The sequence below is a fragment of the Nostoc sp. genome, from assembly GCF_036919575.1.
Taxonomy (GTDB): domain Bacteria; phylum Cyanobacteriota; class Cyanobacteriia; order Cyanobacteriales; family Nostocaceae; genus Nostoc.
Genome location: NZ_JBALBY010000063.1, coordinates 21,334 through 35,913 on the forward strand (window position 1 = coordinate 21,334; position 14,580 = coordinate 35,913).

General features: G+C 41.6%; 15 protein-coding genes and 1 pseudogene. 8 read left to right on the forward strand and 8 right to left on the reverse strand.

From position 1 onward, the window contains the following. Positions 1–475: 475 nt before the first annotated feature. A complete protein-coding gene (locus tag V7K27_RS16770; RefSeq protein ID WP_334949102.1) occupies positions 476–691 on the forward strand; it encodes a hypothetical protein in 216 nt (71 codons plus the stop codon). A 670-nt stretch (positions 692–1,361) separates the two neighbouring features. Here the strand turns inward: V7K27_RS16770 and V7K27_RS16775 are convergent. Next, on the reverse strand, positions 1,362–1,670 hold the full coding sequence (locus V7K27_RS16775; RefSeq protein ID WP_334949104.1) for a hypothetical protein: 309 nt from the start codon (positions 1,668–1,670) through the stop codon (positions 1,362–1,364). A 527-nt stretch (positions 1,671–2,197) separates the two neighbouring features. Between V7K27_RS16775 and V7K27_RS16780 the strand changes: the two genes are divergently transcribed. Continuing rightward, entirely contained in the window at positions 2,198–3,868 is a 1,671-nt protein-coding gene (locus V7K27_RS16780) for an ABC transporter ATP-binding protein (RefSeq protein WP_334949106.1), read from the forward strand. A gap of 285 nt (positions 3,869–4,153) precedes the next feature. Here V7K27_RS16780 and V7K27_RS16785 read toward each other — a convergent pair whose 3' ends face one another. Next, complete coding sequence (locus tag V7K27_RS16785; RefSeq protein ID WP_334949108.1) at positions 4,154–5,101, reverse strand: hypothetical protein; 948 nt, start codon at positions 5,099–5,101, stop codon at positions 4,154–4,156. 265 nt (positions 5,102–5,366) lie between these two features. Between V7K27_RS16785 and V7K27_RS16790 the strand changes: the two genes are divergently transcribed. From V7K27_RS16790 to V7K27_RS16800, 3 genes are all read left to right on the forward strand, one after another. Further along, a complete protein-coding gene (locus V7K27_RS16790; protein WP_334949110.1) occupies positions 5,367–7,220 on the forward strand; it encodes an FAD-dependent oxidoreductase in 1,854 nt (617 codons plus the stop codon). Between the two features lie 107 nt (positions 7,221–7,327). Continuing rightward, positions 7,328–7,525, forward strand: a complete 198-nt coding sequence (gene patX / locus V7K27_RS16795) for a heterocyst-inhibiting protein PatX (protein ID WP_334949112.1) — start codon at positions 7,328–7,330, stop codon at positions 7,523–7,525. A gap of 16 nt (positions 7,526–7,541) precedes the next feature. Continuing rightward, positions 7,542–7,691 carry a hypothetical protein gene (locus tag V7K27_RS16800; protein ID WP_334949114.1) on the forward strand — a complete coding sequence of 50 codons (150 nt, stop codon included), beginning with the start codon at positions 7,542–7,544 and terminating at the stop codon, positions 7,689–7,691. A 788-nt stretch (positions 7,692–8,479) separates the two neighbouring features. Here V7K27_RS16800 and V7K27_RS16805 read toward each other — a convergent pair. Continuing rightward, positions 8,480–8,674: pseudogene (locus V7K27_RS16805) on the reverse strand (SAM-dependent methyltransferase); the annotation flags it as partial. Positions 8,675–8,785: 111 nt separating this feature from the next. Between V7K27_RS16805 and V7K27_RS16810 the strand changes: the two are divergent. Further along, positions 8,786–8,986, forward strand: a complete 201-nt coding sequence (locus tag V7K27_RS16810) for a hypothetical protein (RefSeq protein WP_292764189.1) — start codon at positions 8,786–8,788, stop codon at positions 8,984–8,986. A 223-nt stretch (positions 8,987–9,209) separates the two neighbouring features. Here the strand turns inward: V7K27_RS16810 and glnA are convergent, their stop codons facing one another. After that, on the reverse strand, positions 9,210–10,634 hold the full coding sequence (gene glnA, locus V7K27_RS16815; protein WP_334949117.1) for a type I glutamate--ammonia ligase: 1,425 nt from the start codon (positions 10,632–10,634) through the stop codon (positions 9,210–9,212). A 358-nt stretch (positions 10,635–10,992) separates the two neighbouring features. Between glnA and apcB the strand changes: the two genes are divergently transcribed. Together apcB and V7K27_RS16825 are read left to right on the forward strand one after the other, a co-directional pair. Then, a complete protein-coding gene (gene apcB / locus V7K27_RS16820; RefSeq protein ID WP_334949119.1) occupies positions 10,993–11,502 on the forward strand; it encodes an allophycocyanin subunit beta in 510 nt (169 codons plus the stop codon). 183 nt (positions 11,503–11,685) lie between these two features. Then, positions 11,686–12,021: a XisI protein gene (locus V7K27_RS16825; protein WP_334949121.1), complete on the forward strand. Its 336-nt coding sequence runs from the start codon at positions 11,686–11,688 to the stop codon at positions 12,019–12,021. 150 nt (positions 12,022–12,171) lie between these two features. Here the strand turns inward: V7K27_RS16825 and V7K27_RS16830 are convergent. From V7K27_RS16830 to V7K27_RS16845, 4 genes are all read right to left on the reverse strand, one after another. Beyond that, positions 12,172–13,042 (reverse strand): IS630 family transposase gene (locus V7K27_RS16830; RefSeq protein WP_334949123.1). Its coding sequence is split into 2 segments (ribosomal slippage): positions 12,172–12,732 and positions 12,734–13,042, totalling 870 coding nucleotides; the frame shifts between segments, so codons are not numbered across the junction. A 31-nt stretch (positions 13,043–13,073) separates the two neighbouring features. After that, complete coding sequence (locus V7K27_RS16835) at positions 13,074–13,307, reverse strand: type II toxin-antitoxin system RelE/ParE family toxin (RefSeq protein ID WP_334949125.1); 234 nt, start codon at positions 13,305–13,307, stop codon at positions 13,074–13,076. Further along, on the reverse strand, positions 13,295–13,639 hold the full coding sequence (locus V7K27_RS16840; RefSeq protein ID WP_334949126.1) for a hypothetical protein: 345 nt from the start codon (positions 13,637–13,639) through the stop codon (positions 13,295–13,297). The genes V7K27_RS16835 and V7K27_RS16840 overlap by 13 nt, the downstream gene beginning before the upstream one ends. Positions 13,640–14,169: 530 nt before the next feature. Then, positions 14,170–14,445: a hypothetical protein gene (locus V7K27_RS16845; RefSeq protein ID WP_334949129.1), complete on the reverse strand. Its 276-nt coding sequence runs from the start codon at positions 14,443–14,445 to the stop codon at positions 14,170–14,172. Positions 14,446–14,580 lie beyond the last annotated feature (135 nt).

The following is a 14,580-nucleotide window of genomic DNA, read 5'->3' on the forward strand; positions in this document are numbered from 1 at the left end:
CAACCAATCTTATATCATGATTTCCATTTTTATAAAAGCCGATAAAAATATGGACATAGTGTTAGGACTTACGCAAAACTACACAGCGTAGGGGCAATTCATGAATTACCCCTACCGTAAAATCAGGGTTTGGGCTATTGTTTGCGTAAGTCCTGAGCGTATTAAGCCAATATTTCCAAACTATTGAGAATTGAACTGTGGCAAAAACTATGCAGTTTTGTTATTTGAGGATTTATCGTTAAAAGTCTCCTGCTTGTGAAAATAGAGCAAAATGGCATTAAGCGTCCGGTTCAATGCCTAAAAGACCTCGAAAAACAGAAACTATACTATTCTGGCAAGAAGAAACGCCATACCCGTAAACACTACGAGAAATGAAGATTAAATCACCAGATATTTAAAAAATGAGAGAAGTGTGGAATAATACGTAGGTGGTAAATTTAATTGCACTCTATAGATTGATAAGAAATGTAAAGCTATGATTGCTCAACATTACAATTCAATTTCAATTCATGTTGAAAACAACTTGCTTAAACAAATCAAAATTAAAGAAAATCAGCTAAAAATTGCCCAAGAATCTAATATGCTCTATGTAGCAGAAGGATTACAGAATCAATTATTAAAGTTACAAGGTCAATTGTCAGAGCCGCAAGACGTTGAAATTCAGGCGTTGATGAGTTTGCTAGACGATTAACATTGTAAATTTGTGTTGCAAAGTTTATTAAAAACACAAAAACTCTGTTACTAGGTAGCAGAGTTGTTCTGATACCTGTGGGTGTGCTTTAGGCGCTATAGCTCAAGAATTATAGCGGTTCTCGGTTGAATAGGTACTGAACCCCACCCCCCAACCCCCTCCCCACTCTTCGAGAGCAGGGTGGTTTCATACGAAAAAAGAAAAATACATAAGTCGTGATTTCTGGTTTTGTAGCATGGATTTTTACCCCGCTTCCATTCCTCTCCCCCACGGGGGGAGAGGCTTTGAAACCCAGTTTTGGTTTTTCTCTGGTTGTATGAAACCACCTGCCTCCCCGCTCTTCGAGAGGGGGCTATGATGTACCTTGTAAGCTAATGAGCATTTAAGTTGCATAAAAGTAGGGCTGAAGCCCTTATTACAAAGGAATTATTAGGGAAAAATGAATGACGATTAGCTTATGATTAGTAAACGCTATAACAGTATAATAAGTAGCGATCTAAGGTGTCATATAGGACTGGTATTTGATTTTTGAAAAAAATCAGTACACCCCGAAAAGGCTTCTTCCCCACTGCCTACTCCCCACTTCCCACTCCCTGTCTACGCAAATAATTTCAAAAATCAAATATGATTCCTATAGAAGGATGATGATTCTTACTTAGATAATAAGATGTTAGAGTTTTTGCTGGGTATCTGGTCTTTTGATCTGCGGTACTGAATCAATCTTAAGAACAGGTTTAATTGAGCGCAGTTTGCTTTGCCTAAGAATTGGAATTTCTCTCTCAATCGAATCTTTTCCTTGCCTAAAAAAGTCTTGAGAGTTATATGGAACTAAGTCACGGGATAAATGTTGAGCTTGTGCTGGAGTCAAACTAGGAAAGGCTTGTTGAGCATTGGCACAAGTCTGTAAAGCCAGGAAAAAAGCTGTTGAAACTACCAAGGGTTTTATTTTTATACATCCGGTGAATATCAGGTTTAACATAATTGATACATCTGTTGTGTGAATGCTGCTTCCAACCATCTTGTGGTATCTGATATAAGTAAAATATACTTATTCGCTTGCTAATTACCTCGCACAAATGGGTGAATTAATCAGCTAAATCTTTATTAAATATAAAACCGATAATATGAACGGATATAGCAGTTCTCGTTCTGACGCAACAGATGGTAGGGGCACAGCAATGCTCATTGGTGTCAACTTAAGCCAAAACCCTTTTAAAATCTCGTTTCCAGCCTCTTGCTGGAAATGCTCTTCAATTGCGGCTCTGCTGCAAGTCTTGAGGCGGAGCCTCAACGACGGGCATTCCCAGTCGGAGACTGGGAACGAGATAATCTCTAAATGCTGCTTCTAGACTAACTTTCACGTTAAGTTGACACGCATGAGCTTTTTCTGTGACCCTACGCTAAGACAATAAAAGATGTTCGCACAACGGAGGTTTAATACTAATCTGATAGACTATCTTAAATTTGAAATTATAAAAGCTGGTAGCTCAGGGCTGATAACTAAATATGAGTGAAGCCTTATTCTGTATCGAAAATCTGCAAGTTGCCTATCCTCAGAGGAGTGGAGAAGAAGCAAGCTGGGCGGTTGATGATGTATCTTTCACTTTACAACCAGGTGAAAGAATGGGATTGGTGGGAGAGTCGGGTTGTGGGAAGTCAACTATCGGACGGGCAGTAATGCGTTTACTACCAGCGTCTAGTCGTGTTGAGGGACGGGTGATATTTCAAGGACAGTCGGTGTTTGACTTGATGCCTAACCAGTTGCGGAAGTTTCGCGGAGAAGCGATCGCGTTAATTTTTCAAGATCCGATGACACGCCTCGATCCACTGATGACGATTGGTAAGCATTGTATCGAAACCCTTCAGGCACACTCACCAGAATTATCAACGCGTCAAGCCAAAGAAAAAGCACTTGCTACCTTGGCAAAGGTGAATATTCCAGCTAGTCGCTGGAATCAGTATCCTCATGAGTTTAGCGGTGGAATGCGCCAACGGGTGGCGATCGCCTTAGCTTTACTCCTCAATCCCAAGTTGATTGTTGCTGATGAACCCACCACTAGTTTAGATGTCACAGTATCGGCGCAGATATTGCAAGAATTAACTCGCCTGTGCGGTGAAGAAAACATGGGATTGCTGCTGATTTCTCACGATTTAGCGATGGTGGCTGAATATTGCGATCGCATTGGCGTTATGTACAACGGCAAGATGGTCGAAATGGGTTCTACAGAAACCGTATTTAGACACCCTCAACATGAATACACGCGATCGCTCTTAAAAGCAGCTTTACACATTCAAGCAGTAAAAGATAATGGAGAATTAATAATTGTCAATGACGCAGAAAAGCAATTACCGATTATTAATCAGCAATCCCCAATTTTGAGTGTTACAGAACTGAAGCAATACTACACCATAGAACCTAACTTGATCGAACGACTGTTTAACACACAAGCGCAGACAATTAAAGCAGTAGATGGTATCAACTTGGATCTTTATCCAGGAGAAATTCTCGGCTTAGTTGGCGAATCAGGTTGTGGTAAAAGTACGCTATCACGAACAATCTTGCAACTAATTCGTCCCACTAGTGGCAAAGTTGAGTTTTTAGGACAGGATTTAACTAAACTGTCGCGTCAAGAAATTCGCTCTTCACGGCGGCAAATACAAATGGTTTTTCAAGATCCTCATGCTTGTCTCAATCCAGCGATGACAGTGGGAGAAAGTATCGCTGATCCTTTATTTATCCACAATCTTGCCAATCCTGCTAAGGCAAAAGAACAGGTTTTGTGGATGCTAGAGAAAGTTGGGTTAACACCGCCAGAAGTGTATTATGAGCGTTATCCATCAGATTTGTCTGGTGGACAACAGCAACGAGTTGCGATCGCTCGTGCTTTGATTACTCACCCGAAACTTCTGATTTGCGATGAACCCGTGAGTATGTTAGACGCCAGTGTGCAGTCGCAAGTGCTAGATTTGATGTTGCAATTAAAGGAAGAGTTTGAGTTAACTTATCTGTTCATCACTCATGATCTTTGGTTAGCGAGATTTTTGTGCGATCGCATTGCCGTGATGAATGGCGGTAAAATTGTCGAACTCGGTCTGACAAAAACTATTTTTGCTAATCCTCAGCACCCTTATACCAAAACCTTATTAGCTGCTGCTCCATTACTAGCACGAGCCTAACTAAATCAAATCAAGAGTTATGAGTTTAAAATTTCTAACTCCTAATACCATTTCTTTGTGAGGCTGCGCCAAACCCTTTTAACTTCTTTCTTTCTTTCTTTCTTTGTGTCCTTTGCGACGGCAGTCGCTCATGGGGGAGACCCCCAAGACCGCGCTGCCTCTCCTTTGCGGTTCGTTTTTCTTTCTTGTACTTAAATATGGTTTAGCGCATCTTCATACAGAATTGCTATAACTCCAAACTCCTGTACAGACGCGATTAATCGCGTCTCTCCAAACTCCTAACTCCTAACTCTCTTCCTCTTCCCTTCCCTCAAGTAATTTAGTTGCTTCTCCACTCCAACCATATAGCTCAACGAACCTTTTAAATAGCAACGCAGTCTCGTGATTTGAAGTCCTACTTAAGTTGAATAAACGCCCTATATTTTTATCATCTAAAGCTCTGAGATAGGGCAAATCTTCAAAGAGTGTCAAACAAGAAGCAAAATGCAATATTATTTGTAATAATGGCTTTGGCCACTCTAGGTCACTATAAATTTCTATAAATAGGTGATGTTCTGAGTCATTTAAGGGAAAAGCATAAAATATAACAATTATTCTTTTCTGATTGTAGACTGGAATACTCAGTTCAATAGTGTAGGGAGTATGTAATATTAAATCTACCTCCACAGTCGGCTGTCGCCAAATCCTCAGAGGATTAGCTGGCGAATCTAATATTGTTTCAAATCTAATTATTCCACCGATGTTTGTAGTTTGAAAGTGGCTAATATTAAGAATCTTAAGATTATTAAGGCTAAACCTATGAACTGTTTCTAAATGTTTTAAGTTCAATAGATGATAGATTTGGCAAATATAAGGAAACGGTAAAATATACTCCTGACTAATCATGTGAAGCTTTTTTATTTGAAGCTTGTTAGCTTGAGTACGAGCGAGATATTCTTGATATTGGCTGGGGATTAAATCATTTCTATTGAAGCTTTCCTCCGGCTTGAGATATAGCCAACTCACAAAAAAGAAAGAGGCTGTAAATAGCTGAAATATTTCTATAGGAGATAGATAACCATCAGCAAATGCAGCTATGCTTCTATCGGTTATTCCGTAAAGCCAAGATGGAATACCAAATAGCCAGATATTACTTTTGATTTGATCTATAAAAAGTGCTATCTCAACATTTGAGACATTGCTACCTTGATTTACATTTAATTTATCATTATATTTAAAACAATTAATCAACATAATACTTTGATGCTACTTAAATAGTAGCAATCCATAGAATTTAGATTTGTTTAAGTTTAAATACAAAAATATACCACAACCTCTATCTTCAGATGTATATACAACTTGTATTTATTCATATCCACTTAAAATAAGTTCTCCGTTACCTCCTACCAGTTTCGTCTGAGAACCTTTAATGATCAGTATCCGAAAAATAATATAAATTATCTTGTCTGATGCCAAGCTATCTGGAGAGAATATGTCCAAACTCCAGTGAGGTGAAGCAATGGTTAATCAGACATACACAGCTGATGTCTTAGTTGTCGGTGGTGGAACCGGAGGCACTGCGGCTGCTATCCAAGCGGCGCGACGGGGAGCCAAAACCATTCTGGTGAGTGAATTTCCTTGGTTGGGAGGGATGCTGACTTCGGCTGGAGTATCTGCACCCGATGGCAACGAATTAGAAGCCTTTCAAACGGGGTTATGGGGTGCCTTTTTGCAGGAATTGCGACAGCGACAGCCCGGAGGGTTAGATAACAGCTGGGTAAGCTTTTTTAGTTACGATCCTCGGATTGGGGCAGAGATTTTTGCAGATTGGGTGCAGGAATTGCCCAATCTGTACTGGATTTCAGGGGAAGTGCCAATAGATGTTTACCGACAAGGTGATTCTATTACTGGTGTCCGCTTTGCTGATTTTGCTGTCACAGCCAAAATTATTCTCGATGGCACAGAATTAGGAGATTTATTGGCTTTAGCTGAAATACCTTACCGTTGGGGCTGGGAATTGCAATCTGAGTGGGGAGAACCCAGCGCCCCAGTGACTTTTAACTCTTTAACCCAGAGATATCCTGTGCAAGCGCCCACTTCGGTAGTGATTATGCAGGACTTTGGTGAAGCCGTTGCCCCAGAAATTCCGGCTGCCCCTAACTATAATCCATCCCAGTTTACAGGTGCTTGGGATGGCTATGGAGCAGAGACATTTTTGAATTACGGACGCCTGCCCGGTGGTCTATTTATGATTAATTGGCCAATCTGTGGCAATGACTACGCCGAAGGAGTAGGGCGACTGATAGAGTCAGATGTATCCAGAGGTGAATTCATCCAGGAATCTCGCTGGCATAGCCAAAATTTTGCCCATTTTATCCAAAAACAGCTTGGTCGTCGTTATGGTTTAGCAAAAAAAGTATTTCCTCACACCCCTACAGCTTTTGCACTGCATCCATATTATCGGGAAAGCCGCCGCTTAGTGGGGCTAACTACTGTCCGAGAACAGGATATTTTGCCGATCGCTGGAGGTAGAGTTTCATCTATATTTTATGATGCGTTCGCCCTACAGCCCTTCGGGCATCCTACGGCAGGCGTTTGCGTTCGCGTTGGCGGAGCCTCTCGTAGAGAAGCGTCTCCGACAGGAGAAGCGATCGCAGTTGGTAACTACGCCAACGATCATCATTATCCTGGTGTTCAATTCCCACTGCAACCTAAATCTATTCGCTGGGGAGGACGTTGGACTGGGACTCCCTTTACAATTCCCTACAGTTGTCTCATTCCAGCCACAACAGATGGTTTCTTGGTCTGTGAAAAAAATATTTCTGTCTCCCACATTGCCAATGGCGCCACCAGATTACAACCTGTGGTTATGGGCATTGGTCAAGCAGCAGGGATGGCAGCAGCGATGTGTGTTGAGTTAAACTGCCAGCCGAGAGATTTACCTGTTAGGGCGCTGCAAACAGCTTTATTGTCAGATAATCGCTCAAAAACGCTAATTATTCCTTTGTTTAATCTTCCACCCAATCATTCGGATTGGCGGCACTGGCAACTGTATTACTTAAATAACCCCCAAGCCTATCCAATTAGTGGCGATTGCCCTTTCCCATCGGGGAATAAGTACCCTGAATCCAAGGCATTAATTCGGGAAAGTAACTGTTTCAAAGGCATTTTCTACCGCTTGTCACAACAGGAATACAGATTCACTGTCACAGCACCAGCCGCATATCAAGGGCAAAATTGGCAGCTTGTGACTTTGCGATCGCATATCGACCAGCAATTAGGCGCTTATCCCCACGAACAATTAGTCACATTGTGGGGTCGTCAGAATCACTTTGGTAATTGGTTATTAGTCGAACATTTAAACAAAGGATAAGAAGAGTTTATTTTCAGTAAAACAGAATACTTTTTGATGATTTGTCCGGATATTCATTAAAAAGCTAAGTATCAGTGAAGTGGAGAGTTCCAAAATAGACATCTTCTATGCGTGCTGCCATTTCACTTTTAGTATCGAGTCTGGTGTTCGGCCCCTTAGCTTATAACTGCCAAGCAATGGTCAATCACTCATCCTATGGGCTTCCTTCCACGCCTGCTTCGGAACAGTGGCTGTCGGCAGCATCTGAACAAAATCCAGATGATGCGCCACGTCATCGCGGTAGTGGGCGTAGAGAAATAACGTAAAAATTCGGAAATATCTATGCTGTGGTTTAATTACCTTCGGGTAATGCCTCTTTTCCCAAAAGAACCAAAGTATCAGAAAACCGGCTGTTGTGCTAACATCTTTTACACAGCTTTTCTGGTAAAGATATATACAGTTGACACCCGAAAATCTTCAGCGATCGCTTAGTATTTCAGCTGCAAGCTTTGTATATATAGTTAGCGTCAATCCTGGCGATCAAAACGCAAATCAAATTAAGTGCCTTGATCAACAGCATCACCAACTCCGCAAAAGCTAGCTACACAACTGTTGCTTATATTGCTGGGAAGCTCTGCGTCTCAATCCTCAACTGCTCTAGAAATAGATGTTACTTAAGCTATCAGTTAATCTCAAGTACATCTAATTCAGATATTTTGCTTGTTGAGGAAACAGTCTTCAGGCAACTTCACTTTATTCCCCAATCGGTTTTCTTCTCATACATTGAGTAGCTGGTTATCTACATCAGCAACTAATTGATCTTCGCTCCGACACCTGTTTAGCGTCCTTTGCCGAAGCATAAAATCTCTTTCGTTTCATCTGATCTGATCTAGGGCATGGATTCGCACAAGTAGTGTAGCTTTATTGCACTTGGTAATAAATCTTACTATTTCTGACCTACTATTGCACCCCAATACGGTTCGGTTAAGGCAAGAGACGCGATAAATCGCCGTCTCTACAGAGGACTGATTATTGTAAAGACGGCGATTTATCGCGTCTTTGCGATAAGCGGCGTGTCATTAAAAAACCTTATCCGAACCGTATTGTATTGCATCCTGGTTCGTTCTCCTCGCAGATGGCTCCCGACGAAATAAATATTAAGAAGGATCTGCTAGATCATCTTAGTCATTTTTAATCATTGTACACCCAAGACCAGATGCAAAATTTTACATCTGGTCTTTTTAGATGAATTTTAGTTAAAGAAAAGGAAATGGGGGATCTCAAGCTGGCTTATGAGCAATGAAATACTTGCTCATCAAATGGACTTGCGTCTTAATATTCTCAAAGCCGGCTCTGTGCAAGCGTTCTACCAAGTCATCAGTAGTGTAATGCCTGTAGTAGGGTTCATGGTAAGTTTCGGGGAAAGAATCGATCATATGCTCGAACTCAGGTGAATCATTCAACTGATTGGACTCTTGCCCAAATATAAATTTTTGTAAAAAGTAGCTATTGTTACAGAATTTTTGCTATATTTGTTTGTAAGAAAACCAAAAATTATATATTCAGAAAATAGAGAGGCTATGGTTATGTCTATTGCAGATAAATCTCGTGCGTTAATGGTGCGTGAACATCAGCAAGTCAAGAATCGCCAACAATCAATGCTGATGCGGGCTGCACAAGAACTTGGTCTTCCTGAAGAAGCATCCTACTACTGGAACCCGATTCAAGGGAAGGTAGATGCTAGCGCTCGGATGATTTATGGCCCCAGCCATGCTTCCATGAGCTAAGTTTCAATAGTTTTAAGGTTGATTTTTGAGTGCATGTCTCAACTGATAACTTTGGAAAAAAAAGCCACCCTCGACTCTAGGGTGGCAAAACTTATTACTTTTACACGACTTACGCAAACAATAGCCGAAAATAAAGATTTTCAGATACGGACAATTCATGAATTGCCCCTACTACAATGTGTAGTTTTGCGTAAGTCCTATTTTAGTTAGATACGGTACTTAATTAAGCATCGTAGTAGAGGTAAAACTCGTAGGGATGAGGACGTAGCTGTAACTGCTTAACTTCGTTACTTAGCTTATAATCAATCCAATTTCCGATAAAGTCTTCCGTGAAGACGCCTGATTCTGTTAAGAAGGCGTGATCTTTTTCCAGTGCTTGCAACGCCAGTTCTAAAGAACCTGGAGTTGAAGGAACCTTCGCTAGTTCTTCTGGAGAGAGTTCATAGATATTTTTATCTAAGGGTTCACCAGGATGGATTTTGTTCTTAATGCCATCGATACCAGCACAAAGCATTGCAGCAAATGCCAAGTAAGGGTTAGAAGTAGCATCTGGACAACGGAATTCTAAACGCTTGGCTTTGGGGTTAGTGCCAGATAGAGGAATACGGATAGAAGCAGAACGGTTCCCTTGGGAGTAAGCCAAGTTCACAGGAGCTTCATAACCAGGTACTAAGCGCTTGTATGAGTTGGTACTGGGGTTGGTAATTGCTAACAGCGCCGGTGCGTGTTTGAGAAGACCACCAATGTAGTACAACGCCATTTCACTTAAACCAGCATACTTATCACCTGCAAACAGAGGTTTGCCATCTTTCCAGATGGACTGGTGAGTGTGCATCCCCGAACCGTTATCGCCAAACAGTGGTTTGGGCATGAAGGTAACGGTTTTGCCGTATTTCTTAGCAACGTTCTTGATGACATATTTATAAATCATCAACCAGTCAGCCGCTTCGATCAACTTCCCAAAGCGGAAACCCAGTTCGCTTTGACCACCAGTCGCAACTTCGTGGTGGTGCTTTTCAATGGGTACACCTAATTGCGCCATCGTCAATAGCATTTCTGTGCGGATATCTTGGAAAGAATCCGTCGGTGAAACTGGGAAGTAACCTTCTTTGAAGCGTGGTTTGTAACCCAAGTTGGGTTTGTTATCTGTACCGGCTTTACCGGAATTCCAAGCACCTTCTTCGGAGTCTAAGAAGTAGTAGCCTTCGTTGGCAGTTTGGGCAAATCTAGCACTGTCAAAGATAAAGAACTCAGCTTCAGGGCCAAAGAAGGCTGTATCACCAAGTCCAGTGGAAACTAAGTAGTCTACTGCTTTTTGGGCAATAACCCGTGGACAACGGTTGTACCATTCGCCTGTGCGGGGTTCTTTGATACTACAAATGATACTTAGCGTTGGAACTTCCATGAATGGGTCGATCCAAGCAGTGTCGGGGTCGAGTACCATCGTCATGTCCGATTCGTTGATCGCTTTCCAACCTCGGATGCTGGAACCGTCAAAAGGTACGCCATCAGTGAATGCTGTCTCATCGATTTGGTTTTGGTACAGTGTCAGGTGCTGCCAAGTCCCTACTGTATCGATGAATTTGAGATCAATCAGCTGAATTTCTTCATCTTGAATTCTCTTCAAGACTTCTTGTGGTGTTGTCATTGTTACTCCTTCTCTACCAATTTCCTAAAGTAATACCAGAATCTTCCAAAGCATCCTAACCCTGCTGATCTCAATCAAGCCGTGACACACCTGAAATATCTTAAATACTAGACATTGGCCAATTTTGTATTCTATGTTACAGATATCTGGATTCTCAGGTTATATTAACCTTTCAGGGATCATCTGTACAAAACTGGAAAGTTCATCATATAGGGGTCAACTTTGGCATAAAATCCTTATGTAGTGGATAAAGCGTTTTTGTGCCGAATCTATTTTTAATAGCACAAAAATTTACTGGTGCATAAGTGCAGCCAAATAAATATCAAACCATAAATAGCAATGATTGGGAGAAGAAGGAATGCGCGATGCGGTAACAAGTTTAATTAAGAATTATGATCTAGCTGGCCGGTATTTTGACCGGAATGCGATCGATAGCCTGAAATCTTACTTTGACAGTGGTACAGCAAGAGTCCAAGCGGCGGCGGCGATAAATTCTAATGCGGCTGCCCTTGTCAAGCAAGCTGGTTCAAAGTTATATGAAGAACTGCCAGAATTGATTCGTCCTGGTGGAAATTCCTATACGACTCGTCGGTATGCGGCTTGTCTTCGGGATTTAGACTACTACTTGCGCTACGCCACTTATGCGCTGGTTGCTGGCAACACGAATGTGTTGGATGAGCGTGTGCTGCAAGGGCTACGGGAAACTTACAATTCTCTAGGAGTGCCGATTGGTCCGACGGTTCGCGGTGTCCAGATTCTCAAGGATCTGATTAAGGAACAAGTAGCAGCCGCAGGTGTGGTTAATGCTGCTTTTGTGGATGAACCGTTTGATCACATCACACGCGAGTTGAGCGAACAGGATATTTAGTGATTCAAGAACAGGTATAAAATATAGCGATCGCACTTTGATTTTATAGAGCGATCGCTTTTTTATGAACCCTACAGAAGGGCTTTATCCAAGTTTTCGCCGCCAAAGGGCAACATCGCACTTCTGTAAAATAGTTTTGCGAGATTAAATTGTCTTTGACGAGCAACTAGAAAGGATTATTAGATGGATAAGCTAGCTCGGTATCGTGAAATTATTCGTAAGTTGATATTTGACTATGCTAGTCATAAGCCTGCTAACGGTCAAATAGAGACTGAAGCTGTCATTGACTCAGAGCGAGATCACTACGAAGTGTTACATATCGGTTGGGATGGAGTGCGGCGTGTACATGGTTCGGTGGTGCATATAGATATCATTAATGATAAAGTGTGGATTCAATATGATGGTACTTCCCAGCCAGTAGCAGAGGCATTATTGGAAGCGGGTATCTTGCGTGAAGATATTGTTTTGGGTTTCCATCCATCTGAACTACGGCAATACACGGATTTTGCTGTATCTTAATTATCTTTAACTAATCAAGCTTCAGAACCTCAAACATTAAAATATGGGGTTTTAATGAGGGCGATTTTCTCGACCATGATAGACACGTAAAATCAGAACAGTGTCGTCCTCCAAAAAGTAGTGAATCACATATAGCAATCGAAGTATAGATTAGGACGTTAAACGAATAGCTGTATCAACTCTATCCCGAAAATTTTCAATAGTACCAACTGCTTTTCTGACTCGGTTTTTGATGGGAAACCAATAGTGTTCGATATCGTTTAAATCAGGAGAGTAGGGTGGTAAATACTCAAGTTCACACCCGACAGACTCAATTAATTCACGAATTTTCTGAGATTTGTGGAAAGTGGCATTATCTAAGATAACTGTTTGCCCTGATTTCAGTTCAGGTAAAAGTTTTTCTTCAAGCCATTTCTCAAAAACTAACCGATTACAAGAACCTTCAAAGGTCAATGGAGCAACTAGCTTTCCTTGGCATAAAGCACTCATAATACTAACTCTGACGTTTCTTTTTCCTGATTTTAAATCGTGAAATCTTTCTCCTTTGGGGTTCCATCCATAACCATAGTCTTCTCGATTATCTATTCCTGATTCATCAACGTAGACTAGCTCCAAGGACTCTTTTTGGCTGATTTTGTCCTGAAATTCTCGCCTTTTCTCCTCATCCCTTTCTCGATAACCGTAAGTTTTTTTTTCGGGTATAACCAATTTTCTTTAAGGCTTTTCCTATAGTGCGATCGCTAATCTGTTCTGCCCAAGCTTCTGCCATTTCTGCTTGAGTTTTGCTGCCATTTACTTGCACAAATCTCTGAAATTCTTCTAAATCCGCAATCTTCGGATTATATCCTTTTTGATATCCTACTTTCCCTTGATAATCTCCTGTTTCTTCTCTTTTCTTTAACCAAGTGTCTATTGTATTGCGGCTCATTTGAAATATGCGACTTGCTTGAGTTTTTCCCATTCCTCCATCAATCGCATTAATCACTTTAGTTCTTAAATCGTAACTATAGGATGCTGGCATTTGTTTTCATGTAATTTTTTTATATTATGTCCTAATCTATGCTTCCACTGCTATAACCGTATTTGCCAAATGGAACCACCAACTTCCGCCGTCCTGAGCCATCGTCGAAAACAGTTCCTTTGTAAGGTACATTAGCTAGGCTAAAACCTGCCTCTCGAATTGCCTGTGCAGCTTGAAAAGCAGTAGTTTCATTCTTCAATTTCAAAAAATCGAACAGTCGCACAAGATCACTGAGTGCTTCTGGTAGCCAAATTACCTTGGACATGGAGACTCATTATCTGTGCCGATAGTTGCCAACCACGCAGCCACCTGTTCATGTGGGATACCATCACCTGTTTCCCGATATCGCTGCAATCGACGCATATCTTCTTCTCTGGTTGCGTCATTACTGATGAAAGTCAAATCTTGTTTCTGGAGTTGCTGCCAATCCTCGCTGCTGAGGTCGTAATCTTGATCAAGGTGTGTCTCCAGAACTTTTTTTAAAGTATCCAAGCTACCGTCTGAGGTGTTAACCCATTCCCTAACAGCCGCTTTCAGGGCTTCTAAAGTGCTGTAAGCATCCAGTTGTGTGGCAATTTGCTGCCGAATATCTGTCATGGCTGTGCTTTCTTAAGCCTTATATAGGAGCATTATTTGACACTCCCCGACCGTCGCGGACGGGGATTCTTGATTCAACGAGTCCACTTAGATTAGACCCCTTGCGGTATCTAACCCAGAGGTGGTTCTCTCCTCAAGCGTTAACTTTCCGAGTGCCCCTCGGTAGTTGGATGATTCCAAAATTTGTTTGATTGAAATTCTGATCGCCTAGTCCCCATGAAGATTTTACCTATTCCTGGGCAGGAACTAGAACTATGGAATAGAACCCCATATCTTCAATTGTCAAGGTACAGATTGCCGCTAGGCATTTAGGTTTTTATACAGGTTGATTACCGTTCCTGTTAAACCTAATTTTACCAGAACGTGAAGTAAAGCGTAAACACCTCAAACCGTTTTCATCCCTTGCTTAAAGTACGTAATACGGCGCATAGCGCCTGTTGCTCAAGGGTTTTCAACAAGTGTTTTTATAAAAAACTCTGTGCATTTCAAAAGGATAATTGGCTCGTAGTCAGCATTCACACTTCCAATAATCATTTTGTTTTGGGGATGCGACCAGCCCCGAACCGACGGACATAGCGAGAGCCAACACGCACAAACCAGATTTGTGCATCTGGGTAGCGAGTCTCAAGACGCTTTGAGGCATTGATTTCATCAGTATCCATTTCCCAGCCACCTGTCTCGATGTCGATCGCTACAATTTTGCCATAATTATCTGCTTCGACTTGTGGGCGCACTTGAGAGTCATATATCTCATCACCGCGACGGGCAAATTCTTCTTTGCTGTAACGAGGTTGTCGTAATGGCATAATAAATCTTCCGTAGTCTTAAACCACTGGTTAGGAAAGAAAAACTCCTAAGCTCTGTTTATTGAAAGCTGGACAGTTGAATTAGACTGGCTAAGGAATGCGATCGCTCATAGATGAAACGCATTAGCTTATCTT

What these genes read in the sequence shown, in the direction of transcription:
- V7K27_RS16825 (WP_334949121.1), top strand. Translation starts at nt 11,686, where the DNA reads ATGGATAAGCTAGCTCGGTATCGTGAAATTATTCGTAAGTTGATATTT.
- V7K27_RS16775 (WP_334949104.1), bottom strand. Translation starts at nt 1,670, where the DNA reads ATGTTAAACCTGATATTCACCGGATGTATAAAAATAAAACCCTTGGTA.
- patX (WP_334949112.1), top strand. Translation starts at nt 7,328, where the DNA reads ATGCGTGCTGCCATTTCACTTTTAGTATCGAGTCTGGTGTTCGGCCCC.
- V7K27_RS16845 (WP_334949129.1), bottom strand. Translation starts at nt 14,445, where the DNA reads ATGCCATTACGACAACCTCGTTACAGCAAAGAAGAATTTGCCCGTCGC.
- V7K27_RS16770 (WP_334949102.1), top strand. Translation starts at nt 476, where the DNA reads ATGATTGCTCAACATTACAATTCAATTTCAATTCATGTTGAAAACAAC.
- apcB (WP_334949119.1), top strand. Translation starts at nt 10,993, where the DNA reads ATGCGCGATGCGGTAACAAGTTTAATTAAGAATTATGATCTAGCTGGC.
- V7K27_RS16785 (WP_334949108.1), bottom strand. Translation starts at nt 5,101, where the DNA reads ATGTTGATTAATTGTTTTAAATATAATGATAAATTAAATGTAAATCAA.
- V7K27_RS16840 (WP_334949126.1), bottom strand. Translation starts at nt 13,639, where the DNA reads ATGACAGATATTCGGCAGCAAATTGCCACACAACTGGATGCTTACAGC.
- V7K27_RS16790 (WP_334949110.1), top strand. Translation starts at nt 5,367, where the DNA reads ATGGTTAATCAGACATACACAGCTGATGTCTTAGTTGTCGGTGGTGGA.
- V7K27_RS16780 (WP_334949106.1), top strand. Translation starts at nt 2,198, where the DNA reads ATGAGTGAAGCCTTATTCTGTATCGAAAATCTGCAAGTTGCCTATCCT.
- V7K27_RS16835 (WP_334949125.1), bottom strand. Translation starts at nt 13,307, where the DNA reads ATGTCCAAGGTAATTTGGCTACCAGAAGCACTCAGTGATCTTGTGCGA.
- glnA (WP_334949117.1), bottom strand. Translation starts at nt 10,634, where the DNA reads ATGACAACACCACAAGAAGTCTTGAAGAGAATTCAAGATGAAGAAATT.
- V7K27_RS16800 (WP_334949114.1), top strand. Translation starts at nt 7,542, where the DNA reads ATGCTGTGGTTTAATTACCTTCGGGTAATGCCTCTTTTCCCAAAAGAA.
- V7K27_RS16810 (WP_292764189.1), top strand. Translation starts at nt 8,786, where the DNA reads ATGTCTATTGCAGATAAATCTCGTGCGTTAATGGTGCGTGAACATCAG.